Origin of the sequence: Halobacterium litoreum (genome assembly GCF_021233415.1) — an archaeon.
Taxonomy (GTDB): domain Archaea; phylum Halobacteriota; class Halobacteria; order Halobacteriales; family Halobacteriaceae; genus Halobacterium; species Halobacterium litoreum.
The window spans coordinates 1,412,094-1,434,214 of sequence record NZ_CP089466.1; the positions used below are offsets into that span (position 1 = coordinate 1,412,094).

General features: G+C 68.9%; 22 protein-coding genes. 13 read left to right on the top strand and 9 right to left on the bottom strand.

Features of this window, described 5'->3' with window-relative positions; genetic code table 11:
- Positions 1 to 7 precede the first annotated feature (7 nt).
- Complete coding sequence (locus tag LT972_RS07780) at positions 8 to 619, top strand: response regulator (RefSeq protein WP_232569168.1); 612 nt, start codon at positions 8 to 10, stop codon at positions 617 to 619.
- Entirely contained in the window at positions 609 to 2,933 is a 2,325-nt protein-coding gene (locus LT972_RS07785) for a GAF domain-containing protein (RefSeq protein ID WP_232569171.1), read from the top strand. The genes LT972_RS07780 and LT972_RS07785 overlap by 11 nt, the downstream gene beginning before the upstream one ends.
- Here LT972_RS07785 and kynU read toward each other — a convergent pair whose 3' ends face one another.
- Positions 2,934 to 4,205: a kynureninase gene (gene kynU, locus LT972_RS07790; RefSeq protein ID WP_232569173.1), complete on the bottom strand. Its 1,272-nt coding sequence runs from the start codon at positions 4,203 to 4,205 to the stop codon at positions 2,934 to 2,936.
- A gap of 92 nt (positions 4,206 to 4,297) precedes the next feature.
- Here kynU and LT972_RS07795 point away from each other — a divergent pair, with 92 nt between their 5' ends.
- On the top strand, positions 4,298 to 5,233 hold the full coding sequence (locus LT972_RS07795; protein ID WP_232569175.1) for an alpha/beta hydrolase: 936 nt from the start codon (positions 4,298 to 4,300) through the stop codon (positions 5,231 to 5,233).
- A 53-nt stretch (positions 5,234 to 5,286) separates the two neighbouring features.
- The gene (locus tag LT972_RS07800) at positions 5,287 to 6,204 is read left to right on the top strand and encodes a DMT family transporter (protein WP_232569177.1); all 918 of its coding nucleotides are present in this window, start codon (positions 5,287 to 5,289) and stop codon (positions 6,202 to 6,204) included.
- Between the two features lie 35 nt (positions 6,205 to 6,239).
- Here LT972_RS07800 and LT972_RS07805 read toward each other — a convergent pair whose 3' ends face one another.
- Entirely contained in the window at positions 6,240 to 6,938 is a 699-nt protein-coding gene (locus LT972_RS07805; RefSeq protein WP_232569179.1) for a DUF502 domain-containing protein, read from the bottom strand.
- Between the two features lie 173 nt (positions 6,939 to 7,111).
- On the opposite strand from LT972_RS07805, the gene LT972_RS07810 reads away from it, so the two are divergent.
- From LT972_RS07810 to LT972_RS07830, 5 genes are all read left to right on the top strand, one after another.
- Entirely contained in the window at positions 7,112 to 7,765 is a 654-nt protein-coding gene (locus LT972_RS07810) for a DUF2306 domain-containing protein (protein ID WP_232569181.1), read from the top strand.
- Positions 7,766 to 8,423: 658 nt separating this feature from the next.
- Positions 8,424 to 8,795, top strand: coding sequence for a DUF5805 domain-containing protein (locus tag LT972_RS07815; RefSeq protein WP_232569183.1), 372 nt, complete (start codon positions 8,424 to 8,426; stop codon positions 8,793 to 8,795).
- The gene (locus LT972_RS07820; protein ID WP_232569185.1) at positions 8,792 to 9,844 is read left to right on the top strand and encodes a tyrosine-type recombinase/integrase; all 1,053 of its coding nucleotides are present in this window, start codon (positions 8,792 to 8,794) and stop codon (positions 9,842 to 9,844) included. Before LT972_RS07815 ends, LT972_RS07820 begins: the two co-directional genes overlap by 4 nt.
- A 109-nt stretch (positions 9,845 to 9,953) precedes the next feature.
- Positions 9,954 to 10,997 (top strand): PfkB family carbohydrate kinase, encoded by a 1,044-nt coding sequence (locus tag LT972_RS07825; RefSeq protein ID WP_232569187.1) that lies wholly within the window; start codon positions 9,954 to 9,956, stop codon positions 10,995 to 10,997.
- Positions 10,998 to 11,051: 54 nt separating this feature from the next.
- Complete coding sequence (locus tag LT972_RS07830; RefSeq protein ID WP_232569189.1) at positions 11,052 to 12,509, top strand: HTTM domain-containing protein; 1,458 nt, start codon at positions 11,052 to 11,054, stop codon at positions 12,507 to 12,509.
- Here LT972_RS07830 and LT972_RS07835 read toward each other — a convergent pair.
- The 5 genes from LT972_RS07835 to LT972_RS07855 all read right to left on the bottom strand — a co-directional run bounded on the left by LT972_RS07835 (position 12,499) and on the right by LT972_RS07855 (position 17,453).
- Entirely contained in the window at positions 12,499 to 13,140 is a 642-nt protein-coding gene (locus tag LT972_RS07835) for a DUF7504 family protein (protein ID WP_232569191.1), read from the bottom strand. The genes LT972_RS07830 and LT972_RS07835 overlap by 11 nt on opposite strands.
- Entirely contained in the window at positions 13,137 to 14,030 is an 894-nt protein-coding gene (locus LT972_RS07840; protein WP_232569193.1) for a GAF domain-containing protein, read from the bottom strand. The genes LT972_RS07835 and LT972_RS07840 overlap by 4 nt, the downstream gene beginning before the upstream one ends.
- 217 nt (positions 14,031 to 14,247) lie before the next feature.
- Positions 14,248 to 15,156, bottom strand: coding sequence for a hypothetical protein (locus LT972_RS07845; RefSeq protein WP_232569195.1), 909 nt, complete (start codon positions 15,154 to 15,156; stop codon positions 14,248 to 14,250).
- 56 nt (positions 15,157 to 15,212) lie between these two features.
- Positions 15,213 to 16,529, bottom strand: a complete 1,317-nt coding sequence (locus tag LT972_RS07850) for a hypothetical protein (RefSeq protein WP_232569197.1) — start codon at positions 16,527 to 16,529, stop codon at positions 15,213 to 15,215.
- Positions 16,530 to 16,610: 81 nt separating this feature from the next.
- A complete protein-coding gene (locus tag LT972_RS07855) occupies positions 16,611 to 17,453 on the bottom strand; it encodes an MBL fold metallo-hydrolase (RefSeq protein WP_232569199.1) in 843 nt (280 codons plus the stop codon).
- Between the two features lie 81 nt (positions 17,454 to 17,534).
- Between LT972_RS07855 and LT972_RS07860 the strand changes: the two genes are divergently transcribed.
- Entirely contained in the window at positions 17,535 to 18,173 is a 639-nt protein-coding gene (locus tag LT972_RS07860; protein ID WP_232569201.1) for a helix-turn-helix domain-containing protein, read from the top strand.
- An 18-nt stretch (positions 18,174 to 18,191) separates the two neighbouring features.
- Here LT972_RS07860 and LT972_RS07865 read toward each other — a convergent pair whose 3' ends face one another.
- Positions 18,192 to 18,596, bottom strand: coding sequence for a YlbF family regulator (locus tag LT972_RS07865; protein WP_232569203.1), 405 nt, complete (start codon positions 18,594 to 18,596; stop codon positions 18,192 to 18,194).
- Positions 18,597 to 18,703: 107 nt separating this feature from the next.
- On the opposite strand from LT972_RS07865, the gene dph2 reads away from it, so the two are divergent.
- Positions 18,704 to 19,741 carry a diphthamide biosynthesis enzyme Dph2 gene (dph2, locus tag LT972_RS07870; RefSeq protein ID WP_232569205.1) on the top strand — a complete coding sequence of 346 codons (1,038 nt, stop codon included), beginning with the start codon at positions 18,704 to 18,706 and terminating at the stop codon, positions 19,739 to 19,741.
- A gap of 32 nt (positions 19,742 to 19,773) precedes the next feature.
- Here the strand turns inward: dph2 and LT972_RS07875 are convergent, their stop codons facing one another.
- The gene (locus LT972_RS07875) at positions 19,774 to 20,952 is read right to left on the bottom strand and encodes a PAS domain-containing response regulator (RefSeq protein WP_232569206.1); all 1,179 of its coding nucleotides are present in this window, start codon (positions 20,950 to 20,952) and stop codon (positions 19,774 to 19,776) included.
- Positions 20,953 to 21,069: 117 nt separating this feature from the next.
- Between LT972_RS07875 and LT972_RS07880 the strand changes: the two genes are divergently transcribed.
- Together LT972_RS07880 and LT972_RS07885 are read left to right on the top strand one after the other, a co-directional pair.
- Positions 21,070 to 21,456, top strand: a complete 387-nt coding sequence (locus LT972_RS07880) for a hypothetical protein (RefSeq protein ID WP_232569208.1) — start codon at positions 21,070 to 21,072, stop codon at positions 21,454 to 21,456.
- 52 nt (positions 21,457 to 21,508) lie between these two features.
- A complete protein-coding gene (locus LT972_RS07885) occupies positions 21,509 to 22,120 on the top strand; it encodes an METTL5 family protein (protein ID WP_232569210.1) in 612 nt (203 codons plus the stop codon).
- Position 22,121: the final 1 nt, after the last annotated feature.

Below are 22,121 nucleotides of genomic sequence, written 5' to 3' on the forward strand. Positions count from 1 at the left end.
CACAACCATGAGTGACGAAGACACGGTCGAGGGACGCGAAGGGGACGAACCCACGGTTCTCGTCGTCGACGACGAACAGGGGCTCGCGGACCTCTACACCATCTGGCTCGAAGACGACTACGCCGTCCACACCGCCTACAGCGGCGACGACGCGCTCGACGCGCTCGACGACACTGTCGACGTCGTGTTACTCGACCGGCAGATGCCCGACGTGTCCGGCGACGAAGTGCTGGACACGCTCCGGGAGCGCGACCTCAGCTGCCGCGTGGCGATGGTCACCGCCGTCGAACCCGAACTCGACATCATCGACCTCGGGTTCGACGACTACCTCCGCAAACCCGTCGACAAGGAAACGCTACTGAAGACGGTCGAGCGGCTCCGCCGCCGCTCCACGTACGACGACGCCGTCCGCGACTACTTCTCGGCGTCCCGAAAGCACGCCCTCCTCGCCGACTCCGAAGACCCGCGCGTCACGGAATCCGAGGAGTTCGAGGAACTCGAAGCGAGACTCGCCGACCTCAGGTCGGACCTCGACCGAGTGGTAGCGGACTTCGAAGACGAGGACTACGAGGTGCTGTTCCGGCGTCTCGACGACTCCGAGGACGGCGATGACGAGTGAGTTCGCCGACACTCGGAGCGAACTGCTCGCGTACGCCACCGCCGTCGCGAGCGCCGACGACGTCGAGACCGTCTACGACGAGATGGCGGCGGCCGCCAGTTCCGTCTTCGACTTCTCGTCTGCGGCCGTGGAAGCCGCCGACGACGGCGTCCTCTCCGTTCGCTCGTGGAGCGGTCGGCCGCCGGGCGTAGACGGCATCGACACGGACGAAGGCATCGCCGGTCGCACGTACCAGACCGGCGAGACGGTCCGCGTTCCGGACGTCCGCAGCGACGACCGCGTGACCGACCCGCCGGAGGGCGCGCCCCGGTGTGTCATCAGCGTCCCCATCGGCGACGTCGGCGTGTTCCAAGTGGGCCGGGACGAACCACGCGCGTTCGACGACGAGGACGTCGAAATCGCGGAACTGCTCGCGTCACACGCGGGCCACGCCATCGAACGCATCCGGTCCCAGCGCGAACTCCGGGAGAGCGAACAGCGCTTCCGCGCGCTGTTCGAGGAGGCCGACGACGCCTTCCTGCTGTACGACACGCCGTTCGGCCGCCCGGGAACGGTCGAACACGCCAACGGCGCCGCGGAGCGACTGTTCGACGCGACGGAGGCGGAACTCCGCGAGCGCTCGCTCGACGAACTGCTCGCGGGCGACCCCGAGCAGTTCGTCCCCGGCGGCGCCGAGTCGACGTTCCAGACGGCACCGGCCACCGGCGACGACCGCGTCTTCGAAGTGGCGGTGAAACCGTTCTTCGACGGCGGCGGCCCGGACGCGTTCGCCGTCGTCAGCGACGTCACGGAACAACACCACCGCGAGCAGACGCTTACCCACCTCCACGACGCGACGCGACGGATGCTCGCCGCGAACAGCACCGAGGAGATAGCCGACGTCATCGTGGACGCCGCGAAGGAACTGCTCGGCCTGCCGTACGTCGGCGTGTACTTCGACGGCGGCGACGCGACGCTCCGCCCGGCGTCGGTCTCCGGTCCGGTCGGCGACGAGGGTCCGCCGGTGTTGCGCCGCGGCGCGAGCCTCGCGTGGCAGGTGTACGAGGCGGGCGTCCCCCGGATGTTCGAGGACGTGGCGAGCCGAGACCACGTCCACAACGAGGACACCATCGTCGTCGAGGAGTTCATCCACCCGCTCGGCGAACACGGCGTGTTGCTCGTCGGCGCCGAGGAAGTCGGCGTCCTGACGAAGACGGACCGCGACCTGTTGAGCGTCCTCGCGACGAACGGCGAGGCCGCCCTCGACCGCGCGGAGCGCGTGCGGATGCTCCGCGACCGGGAGGCCGAACTCCGCCGGGAGCGAAACCGCCTCGCGGCGCTGTTCGAGAACATCCCGAGTCCGACCGCGAGTTTCGTCGTCGAGCACGGCGAACCGGTCGTGAAGTCGGTGAACCCCGCCTTCGAGCGCGTGTTCGGCTACGACGAGGAGACGCTCGTCGGCGAGAACATCGACGACTACATTGTGCCCGCCGACCACCAGACCGAGGCCGAAGTGTACAACGAGAAACTGATGGCGGGCCAGAACGTGAACGTGGAGGTCAGGCGGGTCACCGAGGACGGCCCGAAGGACTTCCTGCTCGACGTGGTGCCGTTCCGACTCGACGAACCGAACGTCCACGGCTACGCGATGTACACGGACATCACCGACCGGAAGGAACGTGAACGCGAACTCGAACGGCAGAACGACCGGCTGGAGGAGTTCGCGGGCATCGTCAGCCACGACCTCCGGAACCCCCTGAACGTCGCGCGCGGCTACCTCGAACTCGCCGCGGAGACGGAGTCCGAGGAGCACTTCGAGCGCGCCGACGACGCGCTCGAGCGCATGCACGACATCATCGAGAGCGTGCTGACGCTCGCCCGCCACGGCCGCAGTCTGGAGGAGACCGTCGACGTGTCCCTGGAGAACGCCGTCGACCGGGCGTGGAAGAACGTGACGACGGCCGAAGCCGACGTGACGGTGACCGCCGACGCGACGCTGGCAGCCGACCCGTCGCGGCTCGGGTCGCTGCTGGAGAATCTCTTCCGGAACGCCGTCGAGCACGGCGGCGACGCGGTGCGCGTGACGGTCGGCCCCATCGACGGCGACGGCGGCGATTTGGCGGGGTTCTACGTCGCGGACGACGGGCCGGGCATCCCGCCGGACCACCGCGAGGAGGTGTTCCGGTCGGGCAAGACCCACAGCGAGGACGGCACCGGGTTCGGCCTCGCCATCGTCAAGAGCGTCGCGGACGCGCACGGGTGGCGCGTCGAACTCGCCGAGAGCGAGAACGGGGGCGCGCGATTCGAGTTCTACACCGACGAGTCGACCGCGTAGTCAGGTCACGGTCGCGTCGTCGTCGGCGTACGCGCGGTGAGCGTCCGCGTCGAGAATGTCGCGGAGTTCGTCGACCGCCGTCCACACGTCCTCGAAACCGACGTAGTACGGCGAGGGTGCGACGCGCACGACGTCCGGCGGCCGGTAGTCGACGACGACACCGCGGTCGCGGAGCGCGCGACTCACCAGTCCCGCCTCCGGGTGTTCGACGGCGACGTGGCCGCCGCGTCGCTCGGCCTCGCGGGGCGTGCCGACCGAGCACTCGGGGAGGCGTTCGTCCACGAGGCTAATCAGGTACCGCGTGAGGGAAAGCGAGTGGTCGCGGAGTTGGTCGATGCCCGCGGCCTCGACGACGTCGAGCGTGCCGAAGAGGGGCGCCGCGGAGAACACGGGGACGGTGCCGATTTGGAACGCGCTCGCGTCCTCGGCGGGGTCGAAGCGGGTGTCGAGGTCGAACTGCGTCGCGTCGTCGTTCCCCCACCAGCCCGCGAGCGATGGCTCGACGTCGAAGTTGTCCTCGTGGACGTAGAGCCCGCCGATTGCGCCGGGGCCGGCGTTCAGGTACTTGTAACTACACCAGACCGCGAAGTCCACGCCGTCGAAGTGGAGGTCGTGGGGGACGACGCCGACGGAGTGCGCGAGGTCGAACCCCGCGAAGGCGTCGTGGTCGTGGGCGAGTTCCGTGATTGCTTCGAGGTCGAACAGTTGGCCGCTCCGGTAGAGCACCGACGGCATGAACACGATGGCGGTGTCGTCGTCGACGGCGTCGGCGATGGCGTCCGTCGAAATCGTGCGGCCGTCGTCGCTCTCCACGACGACGAGGTGGTCGTCCGGGTCGAGGCCGCGGGCGGCCAACTGCGAGCGAATCGCGTAGTGGTCGGTCGGGAAGTCGAGTTCGTTGACGACGACGTCGGTGCCGTCGGCGGCGTCGAGGAAACTCCCGACGAGCGCGTGGATGTTCACCGTCGTGGAGTTCGCGGCGACACACTCCGCGGGGAGCGCGCCCACGACGTCCGCGAGGCGGTCGCCGAGGCGCTCGCCGTACGCGAACCACGGCGGGTCGGCTTCCGTCCACGCCTCGATGCCCAACTCGCGCCACTGGTCGACTGCGCGTTCGAGCGCGCGGTCGGCGTCCTCGCCGTGCAGACCGAGGCTGTTCCCGTCCATGTAGACGCCGTCGTCGGGCGTCGTGAATCGCTCCCTGAGCCCCGTCAGCGAGGCTTCGGCGTCCCGCATTCGGGCGGCTGACTGGGACGCGTCGAAGTCGTCCATACTCCGAACGTCGCGTGTCGGTCCGATAAGCGTAGTGTTGCCCGCGTGTCGAGAGCCGAAGATTCACGTCGCCGCCACCCGAGAACGCGGACGTGACCGACCTGGACCCCGACCTCGCCGCCGAAATCGACCGCATCGAGGCGGCGGGCGTGCCCGAGTGGCACCAGTTGTCCGTCGCGAGCGCGCGCCGCGTCGAGGACGAGGTGTTCGCCGCCAGCGACGCCCGCGACGTAGCGTTCGTTCGCGACCTCTCGTTCGCCGGGCCCGCGGGCGACGTGCCGGTTCGCGTCTACCGCGACGACCCCTACCCCGAGTCTCCCGCGCCCGTCGTCGTGTTCTACCACGGCGGCGGGTGGACGCTCGGCACGCTCGACTCCATCGGCGGCGTCTGCCGCGAACTCGCGGCGCGCGCCGACTGCGTCGTCGTCAGCGTGGACTATCGCCTCGCGCCCGAACACCCGTTCCCGGCGGCCCACGACGACGCCGACGCCGCGCTCCAGTGGGTCGTCGACAACGCCGACTCGTTCGGCGGCGACCCCGAGCGCGTCGCCGTCGCGGGCACGAGCGCGGGCGGGAACCTCGCCGCGAGCGTCGCGCTCCGCGCCCGCGAGACCGACGGCCCCGAGCTCGCCCACCAAGCCCTCCTCTACCCGATGACCGACCGCGACACGTCCCGGGACTCGTACGACGAACACGGCGACGGGCCGCTGCTCACGCGAGCGGACGTCGAGTGGTTCTGGGACAACTACTGCCGGAGTCCCGTCGACGCCGCGAACCCCTACGCGAGCGTGCTCCGGGCGCGCGACCACGGCGACCTCCCGACCGCCACGGTCGTCACGGCGGGCCACGACCCGCTCCGCGACGAAGGCGCGGCGTACGCCGACGCGCTCGCCGACGACGGCACGCCCGTCGACCACCAGCACTACCCGTCGATGGCCCACGGCTTCCTCAGCCTCACCGACGACGTGGGCGTCGCCGACGACGCGATGGACGCCGTCGCCGCCCGCCTCCGGGACGCACTCGCCTGACGGATTGCCCGCTTCGACGGGCCTTTTGCCGTCCGCCGGCGACGACTAGCCGAATGGGACGCTACCGAACGCCCGGTCTGTTTCTCCTGCTCGCCGCCGTCTGGGGGACCGCGTTTCCCGCCACGGACGCCGGCCTCGCCGACCTCCCGCCCGTGCTGTTCGCCGCGGTGCGCTTCGACGTGGCCGCCGTCCTCCTGTTCGCGTACGTGTTCGTCACGGACACCGACTGGCGGCCGACCGGTCGCGAGGACTACGCGTACGTCGCCGTCGGCGGGACGTTCGCCATCGCCGCCCACCACGCCTTCCTGTTCGCCGGCCAGCAGTACGTCACCGGCGGCGTCGCCGCCGTCCTCCTCGGCCTCGTCCCCGTCGTCACGCCCGCGCTCACCCGAGTCGTCTCGCCCGGCGAGGAGTTCACCGCGCGCACCGCCGTCGGCGTCGCCCTCGGGTTCGTCGGCGTCGCCGTCATCGCGAACCCCGACCCCGCGAACCTCGCGGACAGCGTCACCGGGGTCGCGCTCGTGCTCGCCGCCGCGCTCGCGTTCGCAATCGCGTCCGTCGGCACGCACGCCCGCGACCCCGGCCTCCCGCTCGCCGCGACGCAAGCGTGGATGATGGCCGTCGGCGCCGTCCTCCTGCACGCCGTCGGTCTCGTCGTCCCCGGCGACGGCTTCGCCGCCGCGACGTGGACGCCAAACGCGCTCGCCGCGCTCGCGTACCTCGGCGCCGTCGCGGGCGCCGCCGGCTTCCTGCTTTACTTCACGCTCCTGGACGAACTCGGCCCCATCGAGTCGAGTTTCATCGAGTACGTCATCCCCGTGTTCGCCGCGCTCGGCGGCTGGCTACTGCTCGGGCAGGCCGTCACCGCGACTGCCGTCGCCGGGTTCGCGTGCATCTTCGCGGGGTTCGTCGCGGCGAAGTTCCCCGCGATTCGCGCGGAACTCCGGCACCTCGACGCGACGCGTCGCTGACCGACCGAAAGCGAGAGAAAGAGCCCGTCAGTGATTCAGTCGGCCGAGCCCGGCGTCTCGTCCGACGGCTCGTCGCGTGGTTCGCCGGGGATGTGCATCTCCTCGTCGTCCAGTTCGATGGGGCCGCGGGAGCTGTCCATGCCCGTCGTCATCAGGAACCGGATGGCGGCGCGCACGGACATGTCCGACTCGTGGACGTTGCTCTCGGGCACCATGATGAGCGACCCCTGGGTGGGGTTCGGGCTCCCCGGGAAGAAGACGTTCTGTGCGGGTTCGCCGGCGTACGTCTCCAGGTCGTCGGGGCTGTCGCCGGTCATCAGGCCGAGTCGGTAGACGCCCTTCCGGGGGTACTCGACGTAGACGACCGACTCGTAGTCGGTGCTCCGGGAGACGACGGACGTCGCCATCCCGCGGATGGTGCCGTAGATGGTGCGGAACACCGGCAGGAAGTTCACGAGGCGGCCGGTGCGACCGAACAGCCGCTTGCCCGCGCTCCGCTGTGCGAGGAATCCGAGCGCCGTCACCAGCAGGAAGAACAACACGAGCACGAGGAGTTGGGCGAGCAGGAGGTTGTTCGCGGTGAACGTCTCCAGTCGCGTCCCCTCGACCACCGGCACGAGCACGCCGCCGAGCCACCCCATCACGGTCCGGAGGACGAACAGCGTCACGAGCAGCGGCCCGACGAGAATCAAGCCGGTCGTGAAGTTGCTCTTTAACGTCGTCTTGATTCGCATACACGAACACGGGAGTGGCACCGAAATAAACCCTCGGCACGCCACGAGGCGGTCACCGGCGCTCGAACGGTCGCTCTTGTGCTGTCCGCCCGGTACTCATAAGCCCCGCGGGTCAGTATCGGGAGACAATGGCACGCATGGGGACTCCGGCCCGGCGGTCTGGGTGACTGACAGTGACCGCGCTCGGCGACGCCGTCCTGCAGGCACACGTCGTCGCGGGGTTCGCCGCGCTGTTCGCCGGTCTCGGCGCGCTCGCAACCGAGAAAGGCGGGCGTCGCCACCGGCAGTCGGGCCGAATCTACGTCTACGCGATGGCGTTCGTCTCCGGCACGTCGCTCGCACTGTACGCCGTCGAACCGACGTTCATGCGCCTGTTCCTCGGGCTCGTCGCGGTGTTCAGTTTCTACTTCGCGTTCTCCGGCTACCGCGTGCTCGGACGGAAGCGCCCGAGCGACGACCCAGCGCTCCCCGACTGGGTGGCGGTCGGTCTGCTCGGCGCGGCCAGCGTCGGCCTGCTCGCGGTCGGCGCCACCTACTACCTCGACGGCGCCGACTTCGCCGCCGTCGTCCTCGTGTTCGGCGCCATCGCGGGCGCGTTCGCCGTGACCGACGCTCGGAAGTTCCGACGCGAGCGGGACCGCTTCGCGTGGGTCGGCGAGCACGTCGTCCGGATGGGCGCGGGCTACATCGCCACTGTCAGCGCGTTCTCCACGGTGAACTTCACCGCCCTCCCCTCGATTGCGCGGTGGCTCTGGCCGACGGTCCTCGGAACGCCGCTCTTGGTCTACCTCCAGTACAAGTACGAGGACGAGTTCGCGTCGAACTGACCGGCCGGCGACGCGCCGGAAATCCGCCCGACTCGAACCCCAGACTAGATATCGCGGCATACGATTCATCGGTTCGGCGCAGCGCGGACGGGGGACGCGTTGAGCGAGTCAGCGTGTGACGATAGGCGACGAATCGCATCTCACGCGGACCGCTGAACGCGATGGTGATGGTCTGGAAGACCGAGCGCGGTGAGTCGAGCACGCGGGCGGCCTCGGCGGCAGCGCCGCCTTGAGAGCGACGAACGGCGACCGAGTGAATACTGTGTCGCCTGCAGGTCGGTTCGCGCCATCGAATCGTGTCCGCCGACGAGAGCCGACCGCCGCGCGACCCGACTGCGATTCGCTCGCGTGACGAATACCAATCACCGAGGTTGGCGCGAGACCGCGCCTGGCTCCTGCCCGTGACGCGGGAGTGAGCGCGAGCGACTCGCGTCGGCGACCCCCAGCAGGTTCGATACCACCGCCACAGAAATTTTGCTTATGATTGAAGGTAGTACTATCAGAGGAATAGTTTTATCTCTGAATTCGGCATGCTCTAACTGCTGTATCCTTTTCTGTAGTACTACATTTGGGCAGAATGGGGGTGCCTAACGAGTGATAAGACACCTTATCCGCTCGGAGAGGAACATTGATGGTGGCGGGCCGAAACGCACCCGATATGGGCGACGAGGACCGCGCGGTCGTGAAGACCTACGTGCCGACCGAGCAGAAGTCGGCGTGGCGAGAGCACGCAGACGAACTGGACATGTCCCAGAGCGAGTATCTGCGGACGATGGTGCAGGCCGGGAGACGCGGCTTTCTGGCCGACCGCGAGGAAGGCGGTTCTGGGGACGCTACCCCTGGGGGTGAAGGCCTCGAAGACCGGGTCCTCCGAGCGCTCGATTCGGAGGACGTCGTGTCGTGGGACGAACTGGTCGCGGACCTCTCCGGTGACTTCGAGGACCGCCTCGACGAAGCCGTCCAATCGCTGTCCGAGGACGGCCGGATTCGCTTCGACCCGCGCCGCGGCGGGTACGTCCGTCAGTCATGAGCGGGGAGGCGCCGGCCGCGCGGCGCGGCCACGACGAGGACGTCGAGGACCCGGTGGCGTACTTCCTCGAAGACATGGCCTACCACGGGAAGAGCGAGCGAACGCGGGAGGCCTACGGCCGCGTGCTCCGGGACTTCGAGGCGTTTCTCACGGAGTTCGACGCGGCGCCCGCGGACGCCGACCGCCGGGACTGCCTCGCGTGGGTCCACGAACTCCGCGGCGACCACGCGGAGAGCACCGTCGCGACGTACGCCTCCTACCTGAATCGGTTCTACGGCTACATGACCCAAGTCGGCGCGTTCGACGGGAACCCGATGGCGCTCGTGATGCAGGAGATGGACGAAGCCATCGACACGGACCCCGCCCGCAGGGAGGTGTCCGTCGAGCGGATGCGCGAGTTCGTCGCCGGCGTGACCCACCCGCTCGAACGCGCGGTGGTCGTGACGCTGCTGAAGACCGGGCTGCGGGTCGGCGAACTGTGCAACCTCGACGTGCGGGACCTCGCGTTGGACGCGCCGGCGGTCGAATCCGCGTACGACGTCGGGACGCGCGCCCAACTGGACGGGAAGCCGGACACGCTGTTCGTCGACCCAGACGTCTCGCGGGGGGCGGTGACGAACGGCGAGGAGCGCACGGCGTCGAACAAGCGAAAGCGCGCGACCCTCGTTCCGATAGACGGCGAGTTGAAGCGCGCGCTCGTGGCGTGGCTGGCGATTCGGCCGGACGCGCCGTCCCCGGCGGAGCCGCTGTTCGTGAGCACGCGGGACGCGTGGGGAAAGCGGCTGACGCCGGAGATGGTGCGGTCCGTGGTCCGCCGACACGCCGAGGACGCGGGCTGGTACCGCGAGGGCGGGGACGCCGCGGAGAACGTCACCCCGCACTACTTCCGGCACTTCTTCACGACGCACCTGCGTGACCGCACGGGCGACCGCGGCGTCGTGAAGTACCTCCGCGGGGACGTCGCCGACGACATCATCGACACGTACACGCACAACTGGGGCGACAGGGTGCGGGAGGTGTACTCGGAACACATCTACTCGCTGACGTAGCGTCAGAGAACGCACTCGTAAATTCTATAGCGCTATACAGAAGTCGAGAGGGGCGCGGGCGGCGAGCGACCCCTGGCTTTACGTGGTGACGCCCGCGATAGCACGTTCGATGGTGACGGTGGAAGACGCCGGGAGAACGCCGTACGAAGCGCTCTCGCCCGACGAGTTCGGGACGCCGTCGGTCAGGTGTCTGCCCGACGGGAGTGTCGACCAGTACTACCGACTGTTCGACGGGCGGAGCGACCGCGTCGCGTCCAGGGCCGCGTTCGCCGACTTGGTCGCGGGCGACGACGCCGAGTCCGTGACGACCGTCCCGCACGGCGTCGACGGCGGCGGACAGGCGGTCAACGCCGCTCGACAGGTCCACGCGCTCGGGGGCGACGCGGGCGTCTTCGGCCACCTCGACCACGACGTCTTCGCCGACCTCCCGTTCGCGACCCGGTCGATGGGCCGGCCCGCACAGATTCGCGTCCTCGAGTTCGAGGACCGCGAGTTCATGCTCTCCGAGGAGTCGACCGACCTCCGTGACTGGACGCCGGAAGCGCTCCGGTCGGTCGACCCGGGGTTCGCGTCGCTCGCGGACGCGGACGCCGTGTTCGTCGGGAACTGGGTGTCCGCCCGCGGCGTCGCGGATGCGCTGGAAGCGTTCGCGTCCGTCGATGGGCTCGGCCCGGTCGTGTTCGACCCCGGCGACCTGACACACCACGACCCCGGCGACGTGGCGTCGCTGCTGGCGTCGGTGTCGGTGCTGGCGGCGGAACGCGACGTGGTGCTCAGCACGAACGCGGGCGAGATGCGGCAAATCGCCGCCTCGTTCGCCGAGGACGACGGCTCGCTGGCCGAACAGACCGCCGCCGTGCAGTCCGAGACCGGAGTTCTGGCGGCAGTCGTCCACGACGTGACGCGAGCGCTCGCCGCGACCGAGCGCGGCGTCCACCGGGTACCCAACGTGGTCGTCGACGACGTGGAGCGGACGACCGGCGCGGGCGACCGGTTCGGGGGCGCGCTCGCGTTCGGCCTCGGGGACGGCCTCTCGTTGGTGCCGGCGCTCTCGCTGGCGAACGCGTGTGCGTCGCGGTTCGTCGCGACCGCCGAAACCGCCGGCAGGGAGACTGTCGCGTCCGTCGTCGCGGACGCGTCGCTCCACCGGTGACGTGCGTGCCGCCGCCACCGAAGACTTATTCTCGGGCGGCGGGGAGTCCGTGTCGTGTCTCTCCGCGCCGCCCTGCGGCGACGGTTCGCGGTCGACTCGCGCGCGCTCGCCGCACTCCGGGTCTCGCTCGCTGCGCTCGTCGTCCTCGATTTGGCGCTGCGGTCGCGGAGTCTCGTCGCCTTCTACACCGACTCGGGCGTCCTCCCGCGAGCGCGCCTGTTCGAGGTCGCGCCGACGCTCGGGCGACTCTCACTGCACGCGCTCTCGGGCGCGGCGTGGTTCCAGTGGGCGCTGTTCGCGCTCACCGGCGTCGCCGCGGTCGCGATGCTCGCGGGCTACCGGACGACGCTCGCGACGCTCGCGACCGGCCTCCTCGTGGTGTCCCTCCAGTACCGGAACCCGCTCGTGTTGAACAGCGGCGACACGCTCCTCCGAATGCTGTTCCTCTGGGCCGTGTTCCTCCCCCTCGGTGAACGCTGGTCCGTCGACGCCCTGCGGTCCGCGGACCATCGAACGCGGGTCGTCTCCGTGGCGACGGCGGGATTGCTCCTGCAGGTCGTCGCCCTCTACTCGGTGAACGCGGCGCTGAAACTTCGGAGTGACGCGTGGCTCTCCGGCGAAGCAGTGCGGTACGTGTTCAGCCTCGACATGTTCGTCGTCGGCCTCGGTGACGTGCTCGCGGGCCATTCCGGCGTGCTGGTGACGTTCTCCCACCTGTGGCTCGCGCTCGTCTCCCTGTCCGTGCTGCTCGTCGCGCTGACTGGGTGGCCGCGCGCCGCGCTCGCCGGCGCGTTCGCCGCGATGCACCTCGGGATGCTCGCCACGATGCAACTGGGCGTCTTCCCGCTGGTGTCGGTCGCCGCGCTCCTGCCGTTCCTCCCGTCTCGCGCCTGGGACGCGCTCCCGACCAGAGAGCGCGTGCCCGGCCTCCGGTCGGTACCGGTCGCGCGGTGGCGTGAGGCGCTCTCGACTCGCCTCCCGGTAGTCGCCCTCCCGGACCTTCCTCCCGCCGTCGCGTTCGTCCGGGAGCGCGTCGTTCCCGTCGGCCTCGCCGTCGTGCTCGCGGGAGTTCTCGTCTGGAACGCCGCCACCGTCGGCGCCGTCCCGGTACCCGACGCCGCGCCGGTCGACGAGTCGCCGGACGCGCGCTGGAACATGTTCGCGCCGTCGCCGCTCGGCACGGACTACTGGTTCGTCGCGCCCGCGCCCCTCGACTCCGGTGAGCGCGTGGACGCCTTCGACGGCGGGGCGGTGTCGTGGGATAAACCGCCGGACGTCGCCGACTCCTACCGGTCGGCGCGCTGGCGGAAGTACCTCACTAACGTCCAGCGAGAGGACTCGCCGGTGATTTCACGGGGGCTGGCGGGCCACCTCTGCCGGCGACTCGAAGCCAGGGGCCTGGACCCACAGTCGGTGTCGGTGTCAGCCGTCGCGCAACCGACGCGACTCGGCGGTCCGGAGCCGACGGAGAAAAAGAGAATCGTCGAGCGGAACTGCTCGGTTACAGGCTGACGGTGTACTCGCCGTTCTGTGTGCCGAGCCCCGAGACCGTCACCGTGGCCTCGCGCCGGGTAGCGTCCTCGACGTGGACGCGCCCGGAGAACGACGTTTCGAGCCCCTTGATGGTGCTCCGGGTGCCGCCGCCGAGGTCGATGCTGGTGTCCACCGCGCAGACGCCGATACCGTCACCGCGGCGGAAGTGGTTGAGGAAATTCGAGTTCAGGAACCGGTAGACCGAGCGCGTGTCCTCGACGGCGTCGAGAATCGAAGAACAGAGCAGGATGCCGGCGCGGAACCGGTCGCGTTCGACCTGCGCCTCCGCGACTTCGGTGGAGAACTCCATGCCGAGCGCGGTGAGGTCAGTGAGGTCCTCGATTTTCCGCACGTCGTCGGCGCGGTCCGGCCCGTCGCCGATGAGGATGCGCGCGCCGTCGGCCGAGTCGCCGAGGCCGCGCTTGACCGTGCGGGCCGACGAGTCGGTCGCGAGCACGACGCTGTTCTCGTCGTCGCCGCCCGCGACCAGTTGGTAGAACAGCGTCTCGATGGCGTCCGAGTCCTCGCCCGTGAGGAGGACGCTCGTTCCGTTCGCCACGGGGTCGAGGCCGAGGTCGCCGAAGGCGAAGTCGTCGGTGGTGGCGCTCACTGTGCCACCTCCATCTCGGCGTCGATGACGCGTTGCCGGAGTTCGAGCATCTCCATCGCCTCGTCGGCGAACTGCTGGAGGTCGGCTCGCTGGTCTGCGTCGTACGTGCGCGGTTCGTGGTCGATGAGACACACCTGCCCGATGACTTCGCCGGAGTCGGTGGTCATGTTCGCGCCCGCGTAGGAGACGATGCCGAGGTTGTGGAGGCCCTCGTTGCTGTCGAAGCGCTTGTCCGAACTGATGTCCTCGACGACCATCACGTCCTCCTGGAGCATGCTGTGCGTGCAGATGGTGTCTTCGCGAGTGATTGACCCCCAGTCGGCGCCGTGGCACGCGAGGATGTCCTCCTCGTCCCGTTCGACGAGGCCGATGAACGCGACGGCCGTGTCGAAGTGGCTGGCGATGAGGTCGGTGAGACGCTCGAAACTCTCCTCGATGGGGAGTTCGTCGACGTCGTACTCGGCGAGGGCTTCGAGGCGTTCGTCCTCGTTGTCGGGCAGGAGGAAGCCGACTTGGCTGGAGTGCGTGATGACGTCGTCCACGACGAACCCGAGGCGGTCGTGGGCGTCCGGAAGGTGTTTCCCGAGGTACTCGACGATGAGATCCTCGAAGGAACTGGTGTCCACGTCGCCGGGGCGAGCGTCGGTGAACAGCACGCAGGGCGTCTGCGGGGTCTCCTCGCGGATGGCATCCACGACTTCGAGGCCGCTACCGTCTTCGAGTTCGTACTCGGTGACGACGCAGTCAACGGCCTCGGATTCGAGGGTCGACCGCGCGTCTGCGACCGTCGTCGCTTCGACTGCCGTCAGAGTGGGTTCGTCCTCGACCGTCGAGGCTGTCGCACCCACGTCGTCCTCCGTGTCGACACAGAGGACAGTTCGTTCCGTCATGCCTCTCGTGGAAACCCGGCCGGACGTAAGTAAGTACACCCAGGGTTATCATCGTTGAACATTGGACAATTCTGTACGAACACGTTCGCGGTGTGAGTGCGCGTCCACGAAACAGGGCCGCTATCACCCGTTTGCGGCGCCCCCACTATTCACGCATTTATATAGGGGGGGGAAATATTCCTGACAGGAGCGGGCGCCTGCGGGGCGCGCCGCTCGCCTACTGGGGCGGAATCGCGGTTTCGGTCGGCTCGGTCGCGAGCGCGCGCTTCGCCGCGGCCACGTCCTCGCCGTCGGCCTCGCACTGGTTCTCCATCAACACCGTCTCGCTCGGGAACAGGCGCTCCCCGAGGTCGAGGCCGTGGTCGCGCGCCGTCGAACCCGTCACCGTCAGGTAGACGCCGACGCCCGTGTCCGCGATGGCGGCCTCCTCCTCGCGCCCGCCGTCGGGGTAGACGAAGGAGACGCCGTCAGTCGCGTCCGTCCCGAGGACGGCCTCCACGAGGCGCTCGTACCGAGGGCTGATGCAGATTTCGCCCTCGTAGGCCGCGAGGAACTCGCGGTCCAGTTCGGGCGCGGCCACGTCCCGCTGGACCGACGGCGTCGCCAGCAGCGTGTGGTAGACCGTGTCGCCGAGCCCGGAGACCACGCGCACGTCCGTGTCCACCGGGTCGATGCGGTCGTTCACGTCCGCGATGCTCGTCAGCGGCTCCGGCCGCAGTTCCACGACCTCCTCCAACACGAGGTCCGCGCTGTCGAACCCGAGCGCGAACTCGTGGGTGCGCAGCGCGCGGAACGGCTCCTCGCGCCCGACCAACTGGACGGGCGTCCCGTCCACGTCGAGGGTCAGCGAGTCGAAGACGATGCGGCGGGGCTTCCCGGCGCGCGCGTCCCGCAGCAGCGTGAAGTCCGGTCGATGCGAGTTCGACGGTTCGCTGTACGCCGCGAGCCGGTCGTAGACGCCGCGGTCGTCGGACTGCTCGCCTTTCGCCACCGCCTTCTCGTAGCGGAGCGTCGACACGACGTCGTCCGCGACCGCGGTCGCGTCCGCGCGAGCGGCGAAACGGTCGAGGACGGCTTCCAGCGGCCGCCCCTTCCGCGGGACGGCGACGCGAACCGGCGCTGTCATTGTCGAGAACAGCGTCCGAGCGCCGAAAACGATTGTGATTCCGGGGGTTCGTCGGTCTACGTCCCGAAGACGTCCGAGAGCTGGTCGCGCCACGCCTCGATTTCCTCGACGTGCTCCTCCACGTCGTCGAGGTCGGATTCGAGGCGGTCCACGTCCTCTTCGACGTCCTCGACGTCCAGCACGGCGTCTTCCGCGTCCGCGACGCGCTCGTCGAGCGCGTCGAGGTCGCCGCGGAGGCGTTCGAGGTCGCCCTCCAGGTCGTCAATCGCGCCGAGGCTCTCCTCGACGTCGGCGACGCGCCCGCGGATGGTCTCGCGCTCGTCGGCGGCGTTCTCCACACTCGCCTCGACCTCGGCGAGGTCGTTCTCGAGGCTCGCCACGTCGTCTTCCATCTCCGCGAGGAGGTCCTGTGCCGGACCGTTCTCGTCGATGAACGCCTCCAGCGCGTCCGTGTACGCTTCGAGTTCGGAGACGCGGCTCTGGACGTGCTCGATTTCGACCTGCGTGGAGTTCGGCACGCCGCCGAACGCCTCCTGGATGGTCTCGAGGTCGTCGTCGTCGACGGCGTCCTCGCGAATCGCGGTGGCGAGCGCGCCGGCCACGTCGCCCGCGTCGAACGTCGGCGCGACAGACTCGCTCTCGTCGACCGCGACGGGGTCGTCGTCCGCGACCGGTTCGGTCGACTCCTCGACCACGGGGTCGTCGTCGAGTTCCGCGGAGAGACCGGGGTCGGCCGGTGCGGCGTCCTCGTCCGCGTCGTCCGCCGGGTCCTCGTCGGTCACGGATTCCGGGTCGGCGGAGACGCCGGGTTCGGACTCGGTGCCGAGGGCCACGTCACCCTCAAGAATCTCGGCGTCGTCGTCGGCGACCGCGCCGACGTCGCCGGCGACTTCCGCTTCGATGCCGTCGCCCGCGTCGGCTTCGGCCGCTTCGTCGTCTTCGAGACCGGGCACCGTGTCGCGCTCGCCGCCAGCGAGTTCGCGCACGACGTCCGTGGACTCCGGCGGGACGACCTCGTCGATGTCGTCGCCGTCGACCTCGACGGTCGGCGCGGAGAGGAACGGCGTCTCGTCCTGGCCGTCCTCCATGCGCACGCCGTAGACGGTCGTGAACTCCTCGCCGGCCTCGACTTCGCGCTCGAACTGGACGACGCCGTCGCCGCTCGCGGTCCAGTGTTCGCTCCCGTACTCGGGGTGGAAGCCGATCTGGTCGATGCCGAACTCGTCGGGAATCTCGTCGACGATGGCGAACTCGACGGCGTCGTCCCGTGTGGACGACACCTCGAACGCGACGGCGGGCACCGGGAAGTCTTCGGCGTTGAAGAACTTGCTGACGGTGACGCCGTCGGTCTCGACGACTGTCTCGTCACTCACGAGAACCACCTACGTGTCGGTCGTGCATAGGCCAACGTACGCGGAGCAGGACTTAAATTACCCGGCGCCGACGACCGCCACTCAGTCGCCTGTCACGTTCACGCGGTCGCCGATTTCCACGACGTCCAGACGCTCGGGGTAGTCGAAACTCCGGGCGTGGTGGTGGAGCGCCGTCGGGTCCGCGGTCAGTCCCTTCCACATGTCCCAGTGGGAGGGGAGCAGGCGGTCGAACTGGAGGTCGCTGGCCGCCTCGATTATCTGGTTCTCGTCGTTGTACCAGCGCGTGCGCTTCGGTTCGCGGGTCTGCTTGTCGGGAATCCGGCCGACCGTCCCGAACGCGAGGATGCCGAGGTCGACGTCGTAGCGCTCGCCGAGGGCCGCGAAGTCGTCGCTCGGTTTCGTGTCGCCGCCGTGGAAGACGGTGCCGGCGTCGTGTTCGAACACGTAGGAGACGGGGTGGGTGGCGTCCGGGTCGTTGGCTACTTCGACGTGTACCGTGAACTCGCCGACCTCGACGGTGTCACCCTCCGCGACCGTCTGGTACTGGTCCTGCTGGACGGCGTAGCGGTCGTGCCACTCCTCCTCGTCGCGGGCCACCGTCACGGAGTCGTCGGGCGCGTACAGCGTCGCGCCGGTCTCCGCGAGAATCGGCGCCTGGCTCGGGCCGTGGACGTGGTCGGTGTGTTCGTGCGTCGCGAACACGGCGTCCGCCTCAGTCACGTCCCGCGGGTCGAAGGGCACCGGAATCATCCGCACGGTGCGCGGCGGGTCGCCGGTTCCGAGGTAGGGGTCGACGAACAGCGTCGTCCCCTCGCTGCCCTTCAACACGAAGCCGTTGCAGCCGAGATACCAGACCGCCACGCCGTCCGGGTCGGCGTCCGCGACGGCCGTCGGCAGCCAGTCGCCCCAGTCCGAGTGTACCATACCGGCGGGTCGCCCGCGCCGCCCCTAAGCCTTCCGGGGTCGCCACCATTCTTAACACCGAGGGCACACTAGCGAGAGCAGATGACCGTCATCGCAGAACTGACACTTTCGTCGCCGAAGATAGTGTTACACGAGTCGATGACGGCCGCGCCCGACGTCACCGTCGACATCGAATCGCTCGACGGCCTCGACCCCGAACAGCCGGAGTTCGTGTTCTGGGCGAAAGGCACCGGGCTCGACGACTTCGACGCCGCCCTCCGCGAAGACCCGTCGGTCGGGACAGTCTCCCGACTCGACGTCCTCGACGACCGCTACCTCTACCGCATCCAGTTCAGCGACGACGTCGGCGTCGTCCTCTACCCGCACTGGCTCTCGACCGGCGCCGTCCTCCTCAACCTCGACGGCCAGAACGGCGAGTGGGAGGCGCGAATGCGGTTCCCGGACCGCGGCGCGCTCCGCGAATTCCGGACGTTCTGCGAGGGCGAGGACATCGACTTCGGCCTCCAGCGCATCTACGACGAACCGGTTCCCGAAGCGCCCGGTCCGCTCACCGACGCCCAGCGCGAAGCCCTCGAAATCGCGCTCGAACGCGGCTACTTCGAGGTCCCGAGGGAGTGCTCGCTCGCCGAAGTCGCCGACGAAATCGGCGTCTCCGAGCAGTCCGTCTCGGAGCGACTGCGGCGCGCCGCCCGCCACCTCGTGCGGGACGCGGTCGACTGAAATCCGAAAACGGAGCGCTCAGTCCTGACAGCAGGCGCCGGACTCCCCGACGAAGTCCACCGAAAGCGGCTCGGAGATGAGTTCGTTCAGCGCCTCGAATTTGGCTTCGAGGGCGTCCTGAGCGTCGAGGTACTCCGCCATCACGGGGTGGTCGTGGAGGTGGGCCTGGGCCTCCTGGACCTCCTGGACGTCCTCCTGGGTGGCGTCGCCGGTCTGGCGCGCGAGCATGAAGTCCTGGCGCAGGTCCTCGAAGTCGCTGATGCGGGACTGGACCTCCTCGTTGGTCTCGACGGCCTCCTTGGTCTCCTCGTACGCCCGGTACTCCGGCGTCTCGGTGATGGCCTCGCCGAGTTGGCGCGCGAGGTCGTCGGCGTCAGTGGTCTCGGTCGCGGCCGCCGCGTCGGCGTCGGAATCGACACTCATGACTCGCAGTTGGACCCGACGGTCTTTCAAGGTGCCGGAACCGGGGGTGAGTGGCGCTGGCGGGGGAACCGTCGGGATTAAACGAGCGAAGCCAGTACCAGTCTGCAATGAGTCACGAAGAGACGCGTTCGGCGGGAGACCTCCGGAACACCGGTCTCTCCCTGAAACACGACCGGACGTGGGACTACGAACTCGACCGCATCGTCGACGAGGTCGAGGAGCGGGACGCCGAGAAGGTCGGCCTGCAGTTCCCCGAGGGACTGAAGCGCCGCGCGCCGATGGTCGCGGACGACCTGCGGAAACTGCTCCCCGACGACGTGCGCGTCCTCATCTCCGGCCAGCCGTGTTACGGCGCCTGCGACCTCGACACGTACATGATGCGGCGGACGGACGTCTTCGTCCACTTCGGGCACTCCCCGATGAAGGAGTCCGAGAAGATCATCTACGTGCCGCTGTTCTCGAACGTCGACGTCGAACCCATCATGGAGCAGTCCCTCGACGAACTGGAGGGAGAGGAGGTCGGCCTCGTCACGACCGCCCAGCACATGAACCTCTTCGAGGAGATGCGGGAGTGGCTGGAGGAGCGCGGCTTCGACGTCCACACGCGACGAGGCGACGACCGCCTCACCCACGAGGGACAGGTACTCGGCTGCAACTACGCGAGCGCGGACATCGACGCCGACCAGGTGTTGTACGTCGGCGGCGGGAAGTTCCACCCGCTCGGCCTCGCGATGGAACACCCCGACAAGAAGGTCGTCATCGCAGACCCGGTCAACAACTCCGTCTCCGTCGCGGACACGGAGCAGTTCCTGAAGCAGCGCTACGCCTCCGTCCACAAGGCGATGGACGCCGAGAAGTGGGGCGTCATCTTCTGTACGAAGATCGGGCAGGGGCGCTGGGACCAGGCGAACGAAATCGTGGAGAACAACGACAACGCCTACCTCATCACGATGGACGAGGTGACGCCAGATAGGCTGCGGAACTTCGACATGGACGCGTTCGTGAACACCGGCTGTCCGCGCATCACGACCGACGACGGCCCGCAGTTCCACAAGCCGATGCTGACGCCCGGCGAGTACGAGATTGCGGTGGGGAACGAACCCCTCGACTCGCTTTCCTTCGACACGTTCCACGGCACGTGGTAGGCCGCCGGTAGCCGGCTGTTCTCTCGCGGACGCTACTCGTCGTTCCGCTCGGAGATGTCGCGGCTGATGGCGAGATAGCGGTCGTCGCCGTCGATGTCGAGTTGCGTGAGGTGCGCTTCGACCGGGAACTCGGAGCCGTCACTGCGCTGGAACTCCGAGACGATGCGGCGGAGGTCGCCCGTCGTGGTTTCGGCGTCCATCGCCCGGACGTCCTCGGGCGTCGCGTTCACGTCCACGTCCCAGACGGCCATGCCGACGACCGTCTCTTCGTCGTAGCCGAGTTCCTCGCAGAAGCGGCGGTTCGCGTCGACGATGACGCCCTCCTCGTCGTGGACGTTTATCATGTCCGGGGAGTTCTCGAAGAGCGCTTCGAGGCGCGCGTTCTTCCGTTCGAGTTGGCGTTTGCGGTGTTCGCGCTCGGTGACGTCGGTGATGAAGCCTTCGAGGGCTTCGAGGTCGTCGTCCGCGTAGATGCCGCGGCCGCGCTCCCAGACGACGCGTTCGTCGCCGCTCCGGGTGCGGATGCGGTACGTGACCTCGAAGGGGTCGCCGGCGTCGAGGGCCGATTGAACGGCGTCCCACACGCGCTCGTCGTCGTCCGGGTGGAGGACGTCGGAGCCCCACGCCACGTCGCCGGTTTCGAGCGCCGAGGCGGCGTAGCCGGTGAGGGCCTCGCACTCGCCGCCGACGAACTCCATCGGCCACTCGGGTTCGTTCCGGCACCGGTACACCATGCCGGGGAGATTTTGGATGAGCGTCTCCAGTCGGCGGTTGCGTTCGTCGAGCGCGCGCCGGGAGCGCACGCGGTCGACGACGTTCCGGATGCGGTTGGCGAGGATGGCGTACTGTTCGGTGGCCGGTCCCTTCTGGAGGTAGTCGGTGACGCCGGCGGAGATGGCGTCGCTGGCGATTTCCTCGCTTCCCTTCCCGGTGAACAGCACGAACGGGAGGTCGGGGTGGTCCTCGCGGACGGCTTCGAGGAACTCGATGCCGTTCCGTCCGGGCATGTCGTAGTCGGAGACGACGCAGTCGACGTCCCGGTCGTCGAGCGCGTCGAGGCCGTCGCTCACGCTCGTCGCCGTCTCGACCTCGAAGGCGTCGTCTTCGCGTTCGAGGAACGTGGCGGCGAGGTCTGCGAAGCCGGGCTCGTCGTCGACGTGGAGCACGCGAATCCGCCCGTCGTCGCTGCCGCCCCGCCCCCGAAAGTTCATAACGGTTCGACGGTAGGAGCCTCGCCGCTAAATAACGTGATGGCCACCGGGACAGACTGAATTACTACTGTGCATCAGCAAAGGTTTTTGTATTTCCACTATGTATGTGTGGGTAGCATGAGCACGACGCGCCGTTCCGGTCCCGTCGAAGGCTGTCGCCCCACGAACCAGACGCCGGTCGCCGTGGACGCCACCACAATCGCCGACGCGTCCCGCGACGACCTGCGAACGCTCGCCGGCGACCTCGCCAGCGAGGGCTACGTCCCCGCCGAAGTCACCGCCGACGCGCGCTTCGACGAGGACTGCTCGCTCGCCACTCAGCGCGAGGCCGACCGCCTCCGAGACCTCGTGGAGGCCGCCGCGTTCCTCGGCGCGAACGCCCTCACGGTCACCGTCGAGGCCGTCGAATCGCCCGAGAAGGCACGCCCCGCGCTCTCCGCCGTCGCCGAGCGCGCGCGCCGCGACGGCGTCGCCCTCAACGTGCAGGGACTCTCGCTGAACTGACTGCCCGCTCTCGGACGCAGGATTCTTCGCCGTCCGCCGCCTCTCCCCGAGCGTGAAGCGCGCGCTCGAACAGCGACTCGCCGAGGCGGAGGGGTTTCGCGACCCGGACCCGGCGCTCGAACAGTACCCGACGCCCGCCGGCCTCGCCGCCCACCTGATTCACGTCGCCGACCTGCAGGGCGACCTCGCCGGTCGGACGGTCGCAGACCTCGGGAGCGGGACGGGAATGCTCGCGCTCGCTGCCGCCACCCGCGACCCCACGCGCGTCCTCGCCGTCGAGTACGACCCGAGCGCGCTCGCCGTCGCCCGCGAGAACGAACGGCGCGTCGACCCCGGCGCGGGAATCGACTGGCTGCGCGGCGACGCGACCCGCCCGCCGCTCGCGAACGTCGACACGGTCGTGATGAATCCTCCCTTCGGCGCGCAGACGGGCAACGAACACGCCGACCGGCGCTTCCTCGCGGCGGCGAGCGAGATTGCCGGCGTCTCTTACTCCGTTCACAACGCCGGCAGTAAGTCGTTCGTGGAGTCGTTCGCAGCAGACGAGGGCGGCGAAGTCACGCACGCGTTCGCCGCCGAGTTCGACGTGAGCCGGCAGTTCGACTTCCACACGAGCGACCGCGAGACCCTCGACGTGGAACTGTTCCGCGTCGACTGGCGGTAGC